The sequence below is a fragment of the Flagellimonas algicida genome (genome assembly GCF_049629585.1).
GTDB lineage: Bacteria > Bacteroidota > Bacteroidia > Flavobacteriales > Flavobacteriaceae > Flagellimonas.
Genome location: NZ_JBMYIX010000003.1, coordinates 468,680 through 488,255, shown reverse-complemented (window position 1 = coordinate 488,255; position 19,576 = coordinate 468,680). Strand labels below are relative to the sequence as shown.

The following is a 19,576-nucleotide window of genomic DNA, read 5'->3' as shown; positions in this document are numbered from 1 at the left end:
AACAAAGGGAACAATCCAAAACAGATTGCTCCCTTTTCATCAATCGAATCAAAAAAATGTCAACCAAATGACTAATCTATATCCCAAAACAATTTGGTGGTCAATTGGTCACCTCCAATGGCGCTAGCAGCTGCCTCCCTATTGGCATTGTTCCTGTTTTGTTCATCTATGGGATAGGTAAGTCGTACTGGGATATCATCCAAGGTCAACTGCGGTGCCGCATTTAAGATGGGATAATCAAATCTGCGCCATTGCAACCAGCTTTCCTGGCCCCTGTTAAAAAGTGCTATCCACATCTGGGTCCCTATTTTTTGTTTGAAATCCCCCGCAGCTGTGTCATAGGCTACTTCTGGATTGGACAAATACGTATTGGCCTCTTCAGAAGTCAACCCCCAGTACTCAAAGGAGGCATGAATGGCTTCGTTATAAAACTCCTCAGGGGTACCACCTACACTATACCCCCTTGCAGAGGCATCGGCCAACAGGAATGACACTTCTGCATAATCCAATAGGTTCCCGGGAAGGTCTGGCTGTATAAAAGCCTCCCCAAAATGCGAAGTGGTATCAAAATCACCCCCTGCACCATACTCACCTCCCACATATTCCCCATCAATGGGATTGGAGAAAAATATATCCCTTCTTGGGTCATTGAGCCCATTAAGGGCATCCACAAAGGTATTGGCCATGAAATAGTCACTCCTACCGCTCTGTACCAGATCATCCCATAACGGATTATTGGCGGGAGGGCTTGCATAATAGGTCATAACCCCATTATCTGCATTGGACTGGAACACGTTTGGTGCCGCTTCTTCCACTAGACTTTTTGAGAGGGCAGGCTCAACATCGGCAAGGGTCATGGCCAACTTGAGCTTAAGGGAATTTCCAAACCGCAGCCACTTGTCAACATCGCCGGAATACATTAGATCTGCGGTCCCAAAGCTTTCAAAACCTGTATCAAGACTGGAAATGGCATTATCTATTCGGCTCAACAGGTCTTTATAGACCTCGAGGGCATCATCATAGGCCGGGGTCAGATTTTCCCCATCCAATGCTTGGCTATAGGGTATGTTTCCAAAAGTGTCTACCAATTGCCCTATGGTGTAGACTTCCAACAGTCCCAAAATCGCCAACCTATTGTCCCTGATCTTCAGTTCTGAAGAAGTGACATAGGAAGTAGAATTGTTCAACTCTTCCTTGGCCGCCTTAAAATCCGTGAGTACATCCCTGTACAAAGTCCTCCAATATACCCCTGGAATGGTCCTGCTCTGAAAATTGTATTGACTTTGCTGGGTATAGATTGGTGATGACACATACTGCGTCAGGAACCTAAAAATATTTAAATTGATGTTGATGGATGAATTTGCATCCACCAACTCCCGCTGGGCATTGGAAAAGAAAAGCTCATCCGGAACATTGGCTGTTGGGTTCTTGGGATCATTGTTGAGGTCGGACAATTTTTCATCCTTGGTACAAGATGCCAAAATTGCAAATCCTATCAGGCCTGTAATTATATATTTCTTCATTGTGATATTGTCTTAAAATTCCATTTTAATGTTCAAACCATAATTTTTGGTGGTTGGGTAGGCCCCTATTTGTACTCCTTGGGCATTTCCGGCACTGAACCCGGCCTCTGGATCACTGTATTTCAAATTTTTATGGATGATCCACAGGTTGGATCCCGTAAATGAGAAGGACAATCCTTCCACTCCCAATTTATCTGTAAGCTTGGAGGGCACATTGTACGTCAGTGCCACTTCCCTTAATTTCACGTAGGAACCATCTTCCACGTGGTAGGCTTGGGGCAGGTCGCCAAACAAACCTCCCGAATAAACCGCATCACTTACGTCTGCCAATACCGTATTGGAAGAGCCATCCGGGGCCACTCCCGGGAATACATATCCTCCACCGTCTTCCAAGTGATTTCTAATGGGATTGCCTAAAGCATTTGTGCCCACGGTCTCAGGATAGAGGCCACTTCCAAAACCGTAGTAGGTATCCAAAGAGTAGACATCGCCGCCTTTTCTCACATCAATGAGGAAATTGAAAGAGACGTTTTTATATCTGAATCCATTGTACAGTCCCCCTATCCAATCGGGGTTGGTGTCCCCAATTTCCTCGTTGGTATCTGAATGCAAATACGCTCCCGTATCTTGGTCAACCACAGGCTTGCCATCCAAATACACAAAATTTGAACCTCTCAATGTCCCATATGGTCTGCCCACCGTGGCATTGAAAGTAACACCAGACTGATAGGATTGCACCTCAAAATTGTCGACTCCATCGAACAAGGACAATACCTCACTCTGGTTTTTGGACCAGTTGGCCCTTACATTCCATTCGAAATCCGAAGTTTTAATCGGAGTTCCAAAGAGGGAGACTTCCAATCCCTTGTTCTCGATCTCTCCAGAATTCACATATTTTCTACTGTACCCGGTTGCCGTGGATACGGCCACATCGATAATCTGGTCGATGGAGTTGGTTTTGTAGGCGGCAATATCAAACCCTAAACGGCTCCGAAAAAAAGAAGATTCCAAGCCAATCTCGTAACTTTTGGTGCTTTCCGGTTTTAGCTTTGGGTTTCTCAAGGTGGAACTTATCGAGGCCAAGTTGGCACCCGAAAACGATCCCTGTCCATTCAACAGTACAGGGCTCACCAAACTTTGGGCCGTTCCAAAGTTCCCTACTTCGGCGTAGTTCAAGCGCAACTTTCCAAAATTCAGCCAATCCGCGTCCATCAAACTAGAAAAAACAAAGGATGTGGAAACCGACGGATAAAAGAAACTGTTGTTTTCCAAGGGCAAGGTCGAGGCCTTATCCTGTCTACCGGTCAAATCCAAATACAGGAAGTTTTTGTACCCCAATGATATGGACCCAAAAACCCCATCCACACCAATCTTGCTAAAATCCTCTGATGGCGGGTTGATGGGACTAAGTGAATTGGACAACGCATAGATTCCAGGGACTATGAGCCCACCATTGGTTTCGGCATAGATAGTCTCCGTAGACGTTCTTCTAATGTTGAGACCGGCCAAGGCCGTTACGCTTAAATCTTCCCAAAAGGTCTTGTTGAAATTTAGGGTCGCATCATAGTTATACTCACTGAACCTTCTGTTGAATGTTGAAAAGCTGGGAACCCCCACACTACCGGAGGCAATTCTTTGCTCCCTCAGTTCACTAAAATGATCCACAGATGCCCGCACATTGGCAGACAACCAATCGGTCATGGCGTAATTGAGGGCGATGTTCCCAAAAAAACGATTCCGTTGATCTTCGGCGATATTGTTGTTCACGGTCCAATAGGGATTGTCCCAATATTCGGGTTGTTGCGCATCTGGGGTTTTCCAGTTCCAGGTAATATTTCTACCAGTAGATTCATAGGCCCTGCGCAAGTCTTCCATATCCACGTTCACGGCCCACCATTGCCTAAAACTAGTCATCAGGTTTCTGGCATTGGCCCCATCATACCCCGTTCCATTTCTTCCTTTACCTCTTGTATTGGTATAGTTGGCACTGGTTGAGACCCGTAGTTTGTCGGACAAATTATATCCCAAGTTGATACTCATGTTGTTCCGTACAATCTCACTGTTGGGGATAATGCCCCTTTGGATGCTATTGGAATAGGTTGCCCTGTAATCCATTTTTTCATCACTCCCCGCAAATGAAATGGAATTGTTATAGCTATACGAAGTCTTAAAAAAAGTTGAAGGGTCGTTCTTGGCTGCCACCCATGGGGCTTTCTGCAAATACGTTGGTAATTCTTCCACCAATGCATTCCAATGGAACACATTGATATTTGGATCAAACCGTGGACCGAAGGACGCATCATCATTATATCTGGGCAATAGATCTATGGAACCGTCCCCATCAAGGTCCAAAGTGGTCCTGAAACCATTGGTAAAACTCCCCGAAGCAGTGGTTAAATCCCCAAAATAACTTTGTCCGTATTCTTTTTGATATCTGATAAAGGTACTCTTATCGTAATGTCCTACCGTGATTCCAGAGTTAATGGTAATCCCCAGTTTATTGTTTCCTTCCCCTTTTTTGGTGGTAATGATGATGGCACCATTCGCGGCTCGAGAACCATACAGGGCAGTTGCCGCTGCACCTTTCAAAATATTCACGGATTGTATCACGGAAGGGTCCAAGTCAGAAACCGGATTTCCATAATCATATCCACCCCTTCCCCGGGCCACATCATTGTTTCCGTTTCCGAAGGTTACATCCAAGTTCCCCGGTTCATTGTTTATGGGAACACCATCCACAACAAAAAGAGCCTGATTGTCCCCGTTGATGGAGGTAATCCCCCTAATGACCACATTACTGGACCCTCCCAAGTTGTTGTTCCTTGTAATGTTCACCCCCGCCGCTTTACCAGAAAGGGAATTAATGACATTGTTCTGTCCCGGGACATTGACCTGTTCCCCGTCGAGTTCCGTTGTGGCATATCCCAACGACTTTTTCTCCCGGGAAATCCCCAAGGCAGTCACCACCACTTCTTCCAATGCTTGATTGGACTCTTCCAAGATCACATTGATCTCATTGGCACCACCAACCCTCATGGTAACCGTTGCAAATCCAATGTAACTGAACTGTAATTGTTGCCCTTCACTTGCCTGAATGGTATAGTTTCCATCAAAGTCGCTCTGGGTACCCGTGGTAGTCCCCATCAGCACAATGGACACTCCCGGTAATGGAGTTGCATTTTGGTCTGTCACAGTACCCGAAATGGTTTTGGTCTGTCCGTAAATAAATGGACAAAATGCCATGAACAGCACTAATGCGTAGCCGCAATTTTTGAATTTCATTTAGTTAGGTTTTAATGTTAGAATTATTTGAGTTACTGTAGCTGGCAAAGCACGGAAAGGAGTTATCCCAGAACAGGGATGGGACTCCCATTTCCTACTTCCTACCAAGCTGACGCGTAAAACAACCCAATTCAATGACATCCCATTGGGCTTTGATATAAAACCTGAAAAGTTTGATATTAAGCTTGAAAAGTTTGAATCTTAAGACATAAACAATAGTGATACGCCCCAACCTGAAGTACTAAAAACCCACGGCACATAGCTAGTTTACGGCGGTACGATTCTTTAAAATTTTGGAAAGCATCTTAGGGCCAAGATGTATGTATCAGAATCTTGGGGTTTCATATCAAATAAAAAAAATGAAGTATGGTTGGGACTATTTTAGCCCCACATAAACATGAGCTTTGTTCTCATTTTATGATTTTTTGAATTAGCCAGCCTCCCAATGGGAGGCTTTTTTGTTTGAGCAGATTGATCTATTGTTAATCAGCCAAAAGGCCATTTTCAATCAAGGGAATCCTAAACCGTTCCGTTTCTGCATTGGTATGCTCTTGATCGAATATTTGCGCCGCTTTCTGGAGAATTTCGGGGTGGTCTTTTGCGACATTGTTGCTCTCAGCTGGATCTTGTTCCAAATCATACAGCTCCAAAGTGGGAGTTTCCTTGTCTTTTAAATGTTGACGCACCACTTTCCATTTTCCCATTCTGATGGCCACTTGTCCACCATACTCAGGAAATTCCCAGAACAAGAAATCGTGCTGTTGCTGCACCTCGGTTCCGAGCAAAGTGGGCAAAAAGCTAATCCCATCGGTGTCTTTAGGAGCTTCGTACCCCACAACATCGGCCAAAGTAGCCATGACATCATAATGGGCCGAAATATGATTGGATGTAGTGCCTGCCTTGATTTTTGCAGGCCATGAGGCGATCATGGGAACCCGTATACCACCTTCGTAAACAAACCCTTTGCCTTGACCATACGCCTCACCAAATGGACCTGAACTGTTAAAATAGGCTCCATCGGTCCCTCCCGTGAAGGTAACGCCATTGTCCGAGGAAAAAATGATCAGGGTATTTTCGTAAAGCCCTTCCGCTTTTAAATACGCCACCAATTTTCCCACGTTCTCATCCAAATAGGAGATCATGGCCGCGTAGCCCGCTTTCGGATTTTGATGAGGGAAATATCCCTTTTGTCCCAGATAAGGTTCTTCTTCCCCAAATTTTTGCTTGTAATGGTCCACCCATCGTTGAGGTGCCTGGATAGGATTATGGGGAATAGGTGACGCCCAGTAAAAGAAGAAAGGTTTCTCCTTGTTCTCTTGAATGAAGCCCATCATTTTTTCATACATCAACTCTGGAGCATAATCATTCAGATTATAATTCTTGTAGCTTTCTGGATCGTGAGGGTCCGCACCTTCCGCCAGTTTGGTGTTGGGGGCAATGGTATCATTGTTTAGGTATACCCTATTCTTGTTTTCATACAAATGGACGGGATAATAGGTATGGGCCTGCCTTTGGCAGTTGTAGCCAAAGAAATAATCGAATCCCATATGGTTGGGTACGGAATGGGTATGGGGTGCCCCCAAGCCCCACTTTCCAACAAGACCGGTAGTGTATCCCTTTTGTTGCAATAATTTTGAAAAAAACAGGGTGGAATCCGGTACAGGTCGTTGTCCTTCAAGAGTGGAATCCTTAATGGCTTCCTTATAATCCCATACTTTGCCCCGTTCACGCCATTCATCATTTCCTCGGATAAAAGCATGTCCGGCATGCCTGCCCGTGAGCAACATGTAACGGGCCGGAGCGCAGACAGGGGCCCCGGTATAATGCTGGGTAAAGCGCATCCCGTCCTTGGCCAAGGCATCTATATTGGGGGTTTCAATTTTTTCTTGGCCATAGGCCCCTAATTCCCCATATCCAAGGTCATCTGCCAAGATGTATATGATATTGGGCTTTTGATCAGATTGGGACGGTTTTGGCTCCTGCTTACAGGAAAGCATCAGCAGGAATACAGTACATGCGTATAAAAACTTTGTGGTTTGGAATGTTGGTTTCATAATATCATCTATGGCTATTGCCCCCTAAAATAGAAACTATTCGGAACCACCCCAAAACTTTCTCCTTTCCAAGAGGGTATTTATTGCACTCAAAACCTAGCCCAATGTGCATTTTCTCTATTATTCCCCTCAAAAGTGAAAACCTTATGTAAGCAAACACCAACTTACCCAAACACCCGTTTTTTTTCTGAATTTGGGTCAAATCTTTTCAAAAAATATATTTTTACGCGCCATAACCACTTACAATTTTCAAAAAACGAGTACATGAAATCCAACCTCTTCTTTTCCCTACTGTTGACTTCAATCTTATTGGCCGGATGTAAAAATACCCCTGAAGAAAGAAAAATACATAGGGTTGTCACCCATGATCACACCACTATTGTCTGTAACCCCAATAAGGGAAACAATCCGTTTCCTGCCTGGGGAGTTTTTCCCAGCAAAGAGGAGTCGGTAAGGCGCATCTTTATGGAAGTGGCATTAGGGCACCCAGACTCCATCAACATAGCCCATTGGGATTATCTGGACCCCATCCGAATAAAACGGGTCGGCGGAGTCAAAGGGGATACACTGGACTTGGAAATTGGCAAAATGCTGACTCCCTATGGCAGTAATTTCAAAAAGGATTGGCGCTGGCATTGGCGTATTGATGTGACCGACTTCGCAAATATTCTAAGGGACAGTGTTGAAATCGAATACAACCACACAGGCTATGAAGCCACTACTGTGGGTTGGGACCTTACCGTTAGTTTTGATATGGAATTGGGAGACCCCGTAGCCCAACCGATTACCTACAGCGAAGTATACGACGGCAACTTTAAATATGGTGATCCTGAAAACCCCATTGAAGAGTCGCTTACTCCCCAAAAGATAGCTATGGAGGAAGGAGCAGCATTCAGCAGGTTACGAATATTACATACGGGCCATGGCTATGATCGTCCCAAAGGCTGCAGCGAGTTTTGCAGCAGATGGCGTGAAGTTTTGGTAGATGGGAACAGTATTGATCAAAGGGACATGTGGAAAGAATGTGCGGATAACAATTTATACCCGCAAGGGGGAACTTGGATCTTTGATCGCGCCTATTGGTGCCCAGGGGACCTTCAGGCTCCGGACATCATTGATTTTCCGGTAACCAATACTTCCCATACCATAGATTTTGAGATGGAACCCTATACGGCCACCGAAAATATCCAGGCCAATGAAAGTATCAGTGCGGTACTCTTTCAATATGGAAAGCCCAACAAAAAATTTGATGTGTCCGTGGACCAAATACTGGTGCCCAATAGCGCTCCAGAATTGAATCGTTTTAATCCCTCGATTGTTGAACCAAAAATCGTCGTTAAAAACTTGGGCAGTGAGACCCTGACCGCATTGACCATTGAATATGGCACAAAAGGCTTTGAAAAGAAGTCTTTTGAATGGACCGGTTCACTAAAATTTTATGAGGAGGCAATCATTGTACTTCCCGGTACCATTGATTTCAACTTCGGGGAAAACACATTTTATGTGAAGCTGAAAAGCCCAAACGGTCAAACCGATGCCTGGCAGGCAGACAACCAGATGGAATCCAAATTCATTTCTCCCAAAGAAATGCCCAAGCAAATGGTGATATCCTATAAATCCAACAACACTCCAGAGGAAAACATAATTCGCATTGTGGATGAGGCCAATAGAGTAGTTTTTGAAAAAGATCCCGATACGGTCAAGAAGGACACCATTTATAAAGATACCATTGATCTTGGATCGGGACGATATCGGATGAACTTGGAAGATTCCGGCCACAACGGATTGGAATTTTGGTTTATGCCACAACAAGGGTTTGGTTATTTGCAGATATCGGACATGAACGGAAGGGTGCTGCATCGTTTTGAAAGTGATTGTGGAATCGGGGAACAATTTGATTTTACGGTAAAGAACGATCCCAAACTGGATGATTCCGTTGAGCAGAGCTTATTGAAACTTCATCCCAGAAGAATACAGGACCAAACACAATTGTTTGTGCAACTGGAGAAACCCATGGACGGGGAAATCCATATTTTAAAAGATGGCGATATACAAGAGAAGATTCCCTTCACCCAAATACGGGACACCACTTTTGATGTTGATATGACCCAGTACGAAGATGGTCGTTATGTAATAGAGCTGTTTCTGAACGGTGAATCCAAATTAAAACAGCGTATATCCAAACAAACGCGACAGCAATAGCGGAAAATAAGCCATGGCTGCTCCTTGGCTTGAGAGCTAAAAATACATCTCCTTGGGAATTAACAGAACTTTTACAAAACCTATGGCGCTCAAAGAGGTTAAAAGCGCAAAAAACACATAGTTTTATTCAAAAAATGACAAAAAAAAGATAATAGAGCAAAAAAAATATCATCATCTGTTAAAAAAAAGCAAATTCTGCTTTAAATTTTATTTACTTTTAGTCATGGCTATTGTACCATAAAATATTTTTTATAAAACAGTGCCAAAAACCCCATGGCAGGACTATTTGCACATACAGATGAAGTTTTGTTGAATCGTTTGCGAAACAACGATGAAAACGCCCTGACCGAACTGTACAACAGATATTGGAACCCAGTTTATCTCTATACATACAACGTACTCAGGGACAAAGAACTGTGTAAGGATATTGTACAAGACCTGTTCATGGACCTATGGAAAAGAAGGGAAAAACTCCATGTTACCTCTACTTTCAAGAGTTATCTTTTTTCCAGTGCCCGCTACCAAATATTTGCCCAAATACGTAAAAAGGAAAAAAACCTTGGTTCCCACCTTTTTGAAAATTTGGACCAACGATTGCACCATAATTCCCCAGAGTCCGAGTATCTCTATCAAGAACTGGTACAACGAATAAGTGCCACCGTGGAAAGCTTACCACAAAAGTGTAGGGAAGTATACACCCTTAGCCGGGAGGAACAGCTTAGTCATGCTGAAATTTCCCAATTTTTGGATATTTCCACAAAGACTGTTGAAAACCATATTACCAAGGCACTTAAAGTATTGCGCGGTTCGGTAGGCACCTATCTTTTGCCCATATTGTTCCTATTTCACGGATAATTCTCCACCACATACCCTTTGTTTACCACATAAACGAAAAAAAATAAAAAAAATACCTTCTTGGACTAGGGGATGTTTGCATTTACCAACACTATATAACTGAAGGACCCTAATTGGATCCACATTGCAACAATGGACAAAAAGAATTTTTTATCCCTTTTGGAGAGATATCAGGATGGGAACACCACTCCTGAAGAAGAGCAAATGTTATTGAACTATCTGGATAGCTTCCAGACTGAACAAGATGATCAATGGCCTTTGGCATTGGGAAATTCAGAAGCCCTTAAAAAAGATATTTTGGATGGAATACTCCAAAATATGGGCAACGAAAAGTCAAAGAATAGACTTCCCAAGCGGTTCTCTTCCCAAAAGTTTTTAAAGTATGCCGCTGGTATCACCATTTTACTTGGCTCAGCGTATCTGTTCTTTGAAATTGATGACCACAAGAAAGCGGACCTGCCCCTACTTCAACCGGAAAACAGTATAGTGTTGAAGTTGGATAACGGGAGTACCGATGTGATTTCAGAAAATGACCGTAAAAACATTACGGATTCGCAAGGAAACGTGGTAGGAGTGCAAACCGGGAACACCATTACCTATGCCCAGGAGAAAAAAGAGCAGAAGGAATTGGTTTACAATGAATTGACCGTTCCATTGGGCAAACGGTTCGATTTGGTTCTTTCCGATGGCACATCCATAAAACTCAATGCCGGGAGCACCATTAAATATCCCATTCAATTCATTGAGGGCCATAACAGGGAGGTTGAAATCTGGGGAGAAGCTTTCTTTGATGTTACCAGAGATGAGCACCATCCTTTCTTGGTGACCGCCAATAACGTACAGGTTGAGGTACTGGGCACAAAATTCAATGTTTCCTCCTATCCCGAGGACGATGACATCTCAACCGTTTTGGTGGAAGGTTCGGTGCAATTGACAAACAAGAACCGTTCAGATTTGGATGGTTCCATGGTTATTGTTCCCAACCAAAAAGCATCATGGGACAAGAATTCTCAGGAAATGACCATAGAGGAAGTGGAAACAGACATCTATACCTCATGGATCAACGGAAGGATAATTTTCAAGAACATTCCTTTCAAAAACATTCGTAAAAAACTGGAACGACGCTATAACGTTACCATCATCAACAACAATCAGGCCCTGGATGAAAAGTTTTACAACGCCTCTTTTGATATAGAGACCATAGAACAGGTCATGAAAGCTTTTAAAGAAAACTACTCAATAGATTACTCAATAATTGATAATCAGATAATTATTAACTAAAAACAAGAAAATACATGAGCGAAAACTAACAAACTAACAATTCCAAAAATCACAAAATCGGAGAATGGGCGAACATCCTCCGATCAGTAAAAAGTGATCAAACTAAAGTAAAACCACAATAACGTTTTTAAAAGTATGAAAAAAACAACTAATTCGGGTGTGTCCGCACGGTACATCCCGAAATTTGACCTCAAAATGAAACTCACTACAGTTTTGCTGATAGTTTCGTTGTTCAAGATCCAAGCTAGTTCATACTCCCAAACAACGAAAATATCGCTAAATCTAAAGCAAGTCAGTGTAGAAAAAGTGCTCGACGAGATTGAGCGTAACACTGAGTTTAAATTCTTGGCCGACACCCAAGAAGTGAAATTGGGACGGATTGTTTCAATCAGAGTAAGAAATGAAAAGGTTGAGACCATCCTTGATAGGATTTTCCGCAATAGCGGTGTCATCTATTCCATTTTGGACAAGCAGATTGTCTTGAAAAGGGATAGGGAGCGCCCAGCTGTGGAAGTCAAAACCACAACAGCGGTTCAAAGATCGGTATCTGGAACCGTTGTAGATGCAGACGGACAACCCTTGCCCGGGGTAAATGTCGTAGAAAAAGGAACGGGCAACGGAACTTCCACCGATTTTGATGGAAACTACAGCATTGCCGTATCCAATGATTCGGCAGTATTGGTATTCTCTTATTTAGGGTTTGTTTCCGTGGAAATCCCAGTGGGTGGCCAATCCACCGTCAATACTACCCTACAGGAAGATGTTGGCGAACTGGATGAGGTTGTTGTTACCGCACTAGGTATCCGAAAAGATGCCAAGGCCTTGGGTTACTCCGTGGCCAAAGTTGGTGAAGAACGGATTCTGGCCAGTGGTACTCCTGTGAATGCCCTACAATCCCTATACGGAACCGCTTCAGGGGTTACCGTGGCCTCAACAGCCACAGGCCCTTCAGGAGGTATGAAAATCAACATTCGTAATGCGGTATCCTTCGATGAGAACTCAACCACCCGCCCCTTGATCGTAGTGGATGGTATTCCAATTCACGATGAGAACACCAACATTACGGCCAACGCAAGGACAGGAAGGGACAATGGTACGGGTATCAACGACATTAACCCTGATGATATCCAATCCTTTGAAATCCTTAAAGGTGCAAAAGCATCCGTACTGTACGGTAGTGAAGGAGCCAACGGGGTAATCTTGATCACCACCAAGAGTGGTTCAAGAAACCGTGGATTGGGAATATCAGCTTCCTTTACCACTACCATGGAAGAAAGTGCTTTCATGCCCGAGTTGCAAAACCAATACGGGACAGGTAGAAGTGCCAGTACTTCCCAAACCGATGACCAAGGATACTTCTTGGATGAAAACAATGAAAGAACGTTGGATGTGGCAGGTTCTGCCTTTGGTCCTAAATATGACCCCAGCGTGGTATTGAACTGGTGGGATGGCTCCAGAAGGCCTTGGGTTGCCAACAACAAGTCTGTTTACGACCAGTTGTTCCGCACGGGCTCCCAACAAACGGCCAATGTTTCGCTAAGTTCCGGAGGTGAAAAAGGATCTATTCGTTTTTCCTATACCAATTTGAGGTACAACCCCATTTATCCTGGGGCAAAGTACACCAAGAACACCTTCAGTTTAAATACTTCTTATGAAATCAATGATAACATTTCATTGAAGTATGTCAGCAACCTGTTTACCACAAGCAACTACAACGCATCCTATGAAGGATCCTTTGATGCCCAGGGGGCCACGTCCAGTCTAGGGGCCTATTCCAGTGACATTGACGTTGACCTATTGCGAAGCTATTTGGTAACAGACAATGGTTTTAACTATTTCGCCAACCCAGAAAGACGAAGCAATTTCATTTCGAATGGTAGATCATCCGTGGTAAGCACCCTTTGGGACTGGACGCAGAACGTATCAGACTTTAACCGTTTGCACAGTCTGCAATCCCTTACTTTGGATCTGACGTTCAACGATAATTTGAGCGCCTCTATTTTGGGTGGATTGGATTACACCACTGAACGCAACATATACAAAGGGAAACTGCAAGACCCTGATTTGATAGGTCCCAATAGTGGATCTGTGTTCAGGGATACCAATAGGATCATTAGAAAGACCTACGGACAGGCCACCTTTAACTACGACTACACTTGGAACGACTTTGGTTTCAACGGATTTGTGGGTGGTGTTATCAGAAGCAACTATTTTGAGAGCAAAGGAGCCGAGAAAATTGGTGGTTTTGTAATCCCTAACTTCTTCTCTTTCTCAAACCTTCCTTCTGGAGTACAACCACAATATGTCTATGACAATGGTGAAGATATCCTGTATAGTCTCTTGGGTTCATTCCAAGTGGATTGGGACGATCAAATCTACGTAGAGGCCCAGGCCCGTCAAGATTGGTCTTCCATTTTGCCTCCTGGAAACAACAGTTATTTCTATCCTGGAGCAAGTGCCACTTGGATCGCTTCCAATTCATTTGAGCTTCCTGAGGCCATTCAGTTCTTAAAGGTGAGAACTTCTTGGGCCGATGTGGGTAGACCAGGTCCTTTGTATTTCAGTAACGTAAACCTAGGCGTATCTGCTTCTGGAGGTGGATTTATTTTGACTCCTCCTAACGACCTTCCTCCTATCGACGAAAACTTTGTTCCCAACTTAAAACCGGAACGTAAGCGTGAATACGAAGTAGGTCTTGAAGGATACTTCTTCCGAGGCAGGAGATTGGGGATTGATTTCTCTTATTACCACGCCAATACCTATGATCAGATCATGAAGGTGGCTGCACCTCCAGGATTGGGTGTGGACAACATCCGAATCAACGCCGGTGATGTGGAAAACAAAGGATGGGAACTTGCCCTGAGGACCAAGCCTGTTGCGGGCAAGGATTTTCAGTGGGATGTGGATATGACCTTCGCATCGAGCAAGACCAAGGTAAAAAGACTTGACGGTGATATTACTTCTCTATCGCTTTGGAGCAGAAACGGCTTGAATGCCGTTGCCGAAGTGGGTGGCGAATACGGACTTATTGTCCAGCAGAGCGGAAACTACCGCTACATCAACCCATCTGATGACAGCGACCCCAACAACGGGGAGCTTGTTGTGGACAGTAACGGACAGCGTTATGCCTATTCGACCCGAAGCAACAAAAAAGTTGGGAAATTGCTTCCGGATGTAACCGGAGGACTTTTTACAAGGTTCAACTACAAAAACTTCGGATTGGTCGTGAACATGGATTACTCCTTTGGGGCCACGTTCATCAACGAAGCGGAAACCTATATGATGGCTGCCGGTGTGCTTAACGAAAGTTTGGCCTACCGTGATGCAGCAAGCGGAGGTATTCCTTATTACTTGAACGATGAAGGTCAGAAAGTTGGCGGTACCAACCCCAATGGGGCAACGTACAACGATGGGGTATTGTTGAATGGTGTTCGTGCTGACGGTACACCCAACGCCCAAGTGGTATCTGCCGAAGAATATTATGGATCCTCTTACTTTTCAAACGGTTTCTTCCCTGAAGACAGGCTGTTTAAAAGCGATTATATAGCCTTACGGAACGTAGCTTTGGATTATAGGCTCCCAGACCTTTCAGATAAGATAGGCTTGCGGGATATCGTACTTTCCGTTTTTGCGAACAACGTTGCCTATATCTATAAGGCGGCACCGAACACCATTCCTGAATCTACCAATGGTACAGGATGGGCACAAGGTTCCTACGGAACCACGGCACTGCCATCACAACGTTCAATAGGATTGTCAATAAAGGCTAAGCTTTAATCAAAAAACATAACTATGAAAAATTCAGTAATTAAAACCCTACTATCCTTGCTTCTTGTATTTGGGGCAAACGGATGTCAAAGTGAACTGGAGGAACTCTACCAAGATCCCGATGGCTTTTCCAAAACCCAAGCGGACAAGGCAGGTGTTAGTATCATAGCAGGTTATTTTACCTCACAATTGACCCGCGGTTTTTTGCTTCGGGGCGATTATGGTTCCGCTTACCACCAATTAAGGAGTGGGTCGCGTATCATGGGAACCGGTGTTCAATTGTATTACACCACCAATGCATACGGATTTGCGTACACTTTATATGATGTGGAAAACGATTGGGGCTCCAATTCGTTCAATAGAACGGTGTTCAACAACATCAACAGTCCATGGATCAAGCAAGTACTATGGGGACAAAAGGAATATAACAAGATTCCCGAAGATCAAAGAACCCAGTCAGATGAGCTTTATATGCGATTGTTGCATGTATTGAAAGCCTATGGATACCAAAGGGCCATTGACCTTTATGACGAGGTTCCTTATTTCCAAACAGGTTCTGCTGGAGCCTTGGATGGGGAAAAGGCAGAATATCTGGGCCAAGAGGAAATTTATCCTATCATCATTGAAGAATTGAAGGAGATTGAAGAGTATTTGGCCAATTTAACATTGGACGATGCCACTCAAACCTCTTTTCAACAACAGGATGTAATTTTCAGCGGCGATATCACCCAATGGAGAAAGTACATCAACTCCTTGCGACTTCGTTGGGCCATGAACATCAGTGAGGTTATGCCCACTATTACCTCAACGGTAATTGCGGAATTGAGTGGAAAACCCATGTTCGATCAATCCACCGATGTGGCCGGATTGGCAGATATCGCCATCGTGGAGCCTTATCGCCTTCAGGTGGAACTGGGTATTACAAGAGCTTTCAGGGAACGTGCCGATGAGGCCCGTGCCCCAAAAAGATTCTTGCACGATGTGATGCACTGTATCCCTGAAGAGAAAAGTGTGGTGGTAAACGGGGAGACCCTTTATTATTACGACAGTGACAACGCCGAGGAAGGACTTGCCAATGGTACGGTAGATCCCAGGGTTGCCTATTTGTTCTCCAAGGACATTTTGGGTAGATATATAGGTGCCGAAACAGATTTTGACGATGGAAGTGACCCAAACAGTTACTTCAGTAGAGCCATGAGGGGGTACTATATCAACCACCCCATCATGACGGATTTGGCCGTGACCGAAATCACCTTTGGCGCCGCTGGAAACGAGCACACCATCAAACTAAATGATGAAGCTACCGCCGACCTTACCAAGCGGGAGGCATTTCTTTTGGATGCTTTTAGAACCTTTTGTGGGCAATACCAAGATATTGGTTGGGTAATTGGTACCGATAGAAACATGATCTCGGAATACAATGTACGTCCGCAGTTCAATTTTGACATACGCTATCCCACCCTTCACGCAGTGGAAACCGAGCTTTCCTTGGCGGAAGCTGCCGTAAGGGGACTTGGTTCTGTGAGTGGAAGTGCACGTGACCATTACAAAAGGGCCATTGAGCTGTCCTGCAAGTATTGGTACCAAATGAATACGGCCAATGCCTATTCAAAGCAGACCACACCATCATTCCCAAGCAACATGGACCAGTCCAGGATAGACCGTGACCGTCCAGATGTGGAGTATAACGAAAGTGCATATGCCGAATATGAGGCGCAGCGATTTGACGGATTGACCGATGAGGAAAAAGTAAGGTCCATCTTCAACCAGTTGCAGTTGCACTATAACATGTTCAACTTTGAGACCCCTTACACCAATGCCCGTCGTTTGATCAGTTACTTGGGCGACAACCCAGGGGCTCCTTATGAGGTATTCCAATGGAAGGAAAGATTCCTGTACAATCCAAGTATTCAGGCAACCGACCCAGAGAATTGGGCAAGGATCAGTCAACATGACGATTACAACCTGCCTATTTGGTTTACAGGTCGCCAGACGAAGTGGAAAAATGTTTTGGAATAAGATTATTAACCTTTAACCTAAAAGAAATGAAAAGAATATTGTTATTAGTATTCTCCTTGACCATATTTATTTCCTGTAGTAAAGATGACAGTGCCTCGATCATAGGTACGGCTAGCGCCAATGATGGGAATGTTGTTTCAGGAATCACGGTAAAACTCTATAACGAAAGTGCCTCTTTGGTAGAAAGTACCACTACCGGCAGTGAAGGAAATTTTTCCTTTACCGGACTGGAAGCCGGCAACTACTATGTGGGGGCCACCGTGACCATTGAGGGAAACGTCTGGGACACAGGAAATACACCACAGTTGGTTTATGTTAGTGACGAAATCGTTAAAGAGGTAGCCTTAACATTGAACCAAAAGTAAGAACTCATACCAAGTAGAAATCTTGGGTAAAAATGCAAATCCATTGTAAAAAATGGATGGGTAATGATTTGTTTTGAGTTAGTATAGTCGCGGGATGGCCGACCTATTTAGGTCGGCTTTCCTTTTTTATGGGCAGGGTTCCCTTTCCCAAATACATATTCTATTTGCCAAATATCTGGTCATATCCATTATAGGGCAAAAAAAACAACGCTAGAGGCAAATTTTGTATTAGCCATCGAATACAAATACACCTACCTTAACAGGTGTTTTCTTAACTTGAAAACCATCATATTCTAAACCAAACAATTACAAGTAGTTATAATGGACAGAAGAAAATTTGTCAAACAAAAACTTATGGCCACCACTGCCTTGGGGCTAGGAGGAATAGGTCTGGGTACTGCTGGACAGAAACTTGGCAATCCCACAGTAAAAAACACTTTCCAATTAAAATATGCTCCCCATTTAGGGATGTTCAAAAACCATGCAGGGGATGACCCAGTGGACCAACTCAACTTTATGGCCGATCAAGGGTTCACTGCCTTTGAAGACAATGGTATGAAGGGGCGACCTATTCAAACGCAAGAAAAAATGGCCAGCACCATGGCCAAACGCAATATGACCATGGGTGTTTTTGTGGCCCACGAGATTTTCTGGAAAGAACCCAATTTAACCAATGGCGACACGGAACTTCGGGAAAAATTCTTGAAGGAAATCCAGGAAAGTGTTGAAGTCGCCAAACGGGTCAACGCCAAATGGATGACCGTTGTTCCCGGACACATAGCCCCCCGCTTGAATATGGCCTACCAGACCACCAATGTGGTCGAATCATTGAAAAGGGCCTCGGATATTTTAGAACCCCACGGTATCACCATGGTTTTGGAACCCCTTAATTTTAGGGACCACCCGGGTCTGTTCCTATCTGAAAGTCCACAGGCATTCTCCGTTTGCAAATCAGTAAACAGCCCGTCGTGCAAGATTCTATTCGACATTTACCACCAGCAGATACAGGAAGGGAACCTTATTCCCAACATTGATGCTTGTTGGGATGAAATAGGATATTTCCAAATAGGCGACAATCCGGGAAGAAACGAACCCACAACCGGTGAAATCAATTACAAGAATGTCTTCAAACATATCCATTCCAAAGGATTCCAAGGAATATTGGGTATGGAACATGGCAATTCCATCCAAGGAAAGGAAGGGGAACTGGCCGTAATCGAAGCGTATAAAAAGAGTGATACTTTTTGAAGGAAAAATTAATGAACTTAAAAAAATATTTGATTCCCACGCTCTTGTGCCTTGGGATAAACCTAGGACAAGCACAAGACAAGGATGCTTACGTACAACAACTTACGGGAACTGATTTAAGCATCGATATGGTGGCCATCCCTGAAGGCGCTTTCATGTTGGGAAGCCCCGAAGGCGAACATGGAAGAAAAGAAGACGAAGGTCCCCAGCGAAACATGGACATCCCAAGTTTTTGGATGTCCCAATATGAAATAACCTGGGAATTGTACAATCTATTCCTTCAACGCAGCATAGACCAAATTGCAGAAGAACATAAAGGTTCCGATGTAAATTTGGAAGTAGATGCCGTGACCGGGGCAACCATCCCTTATGTGGACATGAGTCTGGGCATGGGTACGGAATCCGGGCTTCCCATTGGCAACGTGACCCAATTGGCGGCCTCCAAGTTTTGTGAATGGCTATCGGCCAAAACAGGACATTTTTACCGACTTCCCACAGAGGCGGAATGGGAGTATGCCGCTAGAGCCGGAAGCCAAGACCCATATTTTTTTGAGGAGAACAACCTAGAAGAATATGCTTGGTACAGCCAAAACAGCGATGACACCTACCACCCTGTTGGTGAAAAAAAACCTAATCCTTGGGGACTGTACGATATTTATGGCAATGTGGCCGAATGGACCTTGGACCAATATCAACCCGATGCCTACCAGAACAAGGACGCGTACTTTCAGCCTACACAAAAAGAATATCCGGTGGTGGTACGAGGAGGTTCGTTTAAGGATAAAGCCACGGAGCTGCGAAGTGCTTCGCGACAAGCTTCAAAACCACTTTGGAAACAAAGGGACCCACAGTTTCCGCGCAGCAAATGGTGGCATACCGATGCCCCTTTTGTGGGCTTCAGGATTGTACGTCCCAAGACCCCTCCACCCCCAGAGGATTATCACCTATATTGGATACATAAAAATTAACGACCCATTTG

General features: G+C 44.2%; 11 protein-coding genes. 8 read left to right on the top strand and 3 right to left on the bottom strand.

What is annotated here, in order from left to right:
• Nucleotides 1-71 precede the first annotated feature (71 nt).
• The 3 genes from ACPD8L_RS15970 to ACPD8L_RS15960 form a co-directional block, all read right to left on the bottom strand.
• Complete coding sequence (locus tag ACPD8L_RS15970) at nucleotides 72-1,523, bottom strand: SusD/RagB family nutrient-binding outer membrane lipoprotein (RefSeq protein WP_423944536.1); 1,452 nt, start codon at nucleotides 1,521-1,523, stop codon at nucleotides 72-74.
• Between the two features lie 12 nt (nucleotides 1,524-1,535).
• Nucleotides 1,536-4,805 (bottom strand): SusC/RagA family TonB-linked outer membrane protein, encoded by a 3,270-nt coding sequence (locus ACPD8L_RS15965; protein ID WP_421810962.1) that lies wholly within the window; start codon nucleotides 4,803-4,805, stop codon nucleotides 1,536-1,538.
• Nucleotides 4,806-5,287: 482 nt separating this feature from the next.
• A complete protein-coding gene (locus ACPD8L_RS15960) occupies nucleotides 5,288-6,859 on the bottom strand; it encodes an arylsulfatase (protein WP_421810961.1) in 1,572 nt (523 codons plus the stop codon).
• A 264-nt stretch (nucleotides 6,860-7,123) separates the two neighbouring features.
• On the opposite strand from ACPD8L_RS15960, the gene ACPD8L_RS15955 reads away from it, so the two are divergent.
• The 8 genes from ACPD8L_RS15955 (at nucleotide 7,124) to ACPD8L_RS15920 (ending at nucleotide 19,565) form a co-directional block, all read left to right on the top strand.
• Nucleotides 7,124-9,061: a peptide-N-glycosidase F-related protein gene (locus ACPD8L_RS15955; RefSeq protein ID WP_421810960.1), complete on the top strand. Its 1,938-nt coding sequence runs from the start codon at nucleotides 7,124-7,126 to the stop codon at nucleotides 9,059-9,061.
• A 273-nt stretch (nucleotides 9,062-9,334) separates the two neighbouring features.
• Nucleotides 9,335-9,916: an RNA polymerase sigma-70 factor gene (locus ACPD8L_RS15950; RefSeq protein ID WP_421810959.1), complete on the top strand. Its 582-nt coding sequence runs from the start codon at nucleotides 9,335-9,337 to the stop codon at nucleotides 9,914-9,916.
• A gap of 132 nt (nucleotides 9,917-10,048) precedes the next feature.
• Nucleotides 10,049-11,197: a FecR family protein gene (locus ACPD8L_RS15945; RefSeq protein WP_421810958.1), complete on the top strand. Its 1,149-nt coding sequence runs from the start codon at nucleotides 10,049-10,051 to the stop codon at nucleotides 11,195-11,197.
• 135 nt (nucleotides 11,198-11,332) lie between these two features.
• Complete coding sequence (locus tag ACPD8L_RS15940; protein WP_421810957.1) at nucleotides 11,333-14,974, top strand: SusC/RagA family TonB-linked outer membrane protein; 3,642 nt, start codon at nucleotides 11,333-11,335, stop codon at nucleotides 14,972-14,974.
• A 15-nt stretch (nucleotides 14,975-14,989) separates the two neighbouring features.
• The gene (locus ACPD8L_RS15935; protein ID WP_293302732.1) at nucleotides 14,990-16,984 is read left to right on the top strand and encodes a SusD/RagB family nutrient-binding outer membrane lipoprotein; all 1,995 of its coding nucleotides are present in this window, start codon (nucleotides 14,990-14,992) and stop codon (nucleotides 16,982-16,984) included.
• A gap of 26 nt (nucleotides 16,985-17,010) precedes the next feature.
• A complete protein-coding gene (locus ACPD8L_RS15930; protein WP_116217402.1) occupies nucleotides 17,011-17,349 on the top strand; it encodes an SdrD B-like domain-containing protein in 339 nt (112 codons plus the stop codon).
• A 321-nt stretch (nucleotides 17,350-17,670) separates the two neighbouring features.
• Entirely contained in the window at nucleotides 17,671-18,597 is a 927-nt protein-coding gene (locus ACPD8L_RS15925) for a hydroxypyruvate isomerase family protein (RefSeq protein ID WP_116217401.1), read from the top strand.
• Nucleotides 18,598-18,608: 11 nt separating this feature from the next.
• Nucleotides 18,609-19,565: a formylglycine-generating enzyme family protein gene (locus ACPD8L_RS15920; protein WP_423944529.1), complete on the top strand. Its 957-nt coding sequence runs from the start codon at nucleotides 18,609-18,611 to the stop codon at nucleotides 19,563-19,565.
• Nucleotides 19,566-19,576 lie beyond the last annotated feature (11 nt).

What these genes read in the sequence shown, in the direction of transcription:
- ACPD8L_RS15920 (WP_423944529.1), top strand. Translation starts at nt 18,609, where the DNA reads ATGAACTTAAAAAAATATTTGATTCCCACGCTCTTGTGCCTTGGGATA.
- ACPD8L_RS15970 (WP_423944536.1), bottom strand. Translation starts at nt 1,523, where the DNA reads ATGAAGAAATATATAATTACAGGCCTGATAGGATTTGCAATTTTGGCA.
- ACPD8L_RS15945 (WP_421810958.1), top strand. Translation starts at nt 10,049, where the DNA reads ATGGACAAAAAGAATTTTTTATCCCTTTTGGAGAGATATCAGGATGGG.
- ACPD8L_RS15925 (WP_116217401.1), top strand. Translation starts at nt 17,671, where the DNA reads ATGGACAGAAGAAAATTTGTCAAACAAAAACTTATGGCCACCACTGCC.
- ACPD8L_RS15930 (WP_116217402.1), top strand. Translation starts at nt 17,011, where the DNA reads ATGAAAAGAATATTGTTATTAGTATTCTCCTTGACCATATTTATTTCC.
- ACPD8L_RS15960 (WP_421810961.1), bottom strand. Translation starts at nt 6,859, where the DNA reads ATGAAACCAACATTCCAAACCACAAAGTTTTTATACGCATGTACTGTA.
- ACPD8L_RS15935 (WP_293302732.1), top strand. Translation starts at nt 14,990, where the DNA reads ATGAAAAATTCAGTAATTAAAACCCTACTATCCTTGCTTCTTGTATTT.
- ACPD8L_RS15965 (WP_421810962.1), bottom strand. Translation starts at nt 4,805, where the DNA reads ATGAAATTCAAAAATTGCGGCTACGCATTAGTGCTGTTCATGGCATTT.
- ACPD8L_RS15950 (WP_421810959.1), top strand. Translation starts at nt 9,335, where the DNA reads ATGGCAGGACTATTTGCACATACAGATGAAGTTTTGTTGAATCGTTTG.
- ACPD8L_RS15940 (WP_421810957.1), top strand. Translation starts at nt 11,333, where the DNA reads ATGAAAAAAACAACTAATTCGGGTGTGTCCGCACGGTACATCCCGAAA.
- ACPD8L_RS15955 (WP_421810960.1), top strand. Translation starts at nt 7,124, where the DNA reads ATGAAATCCAACCTCTTCTTTTCCCTACTGTTGACTTCAATCTTATTG.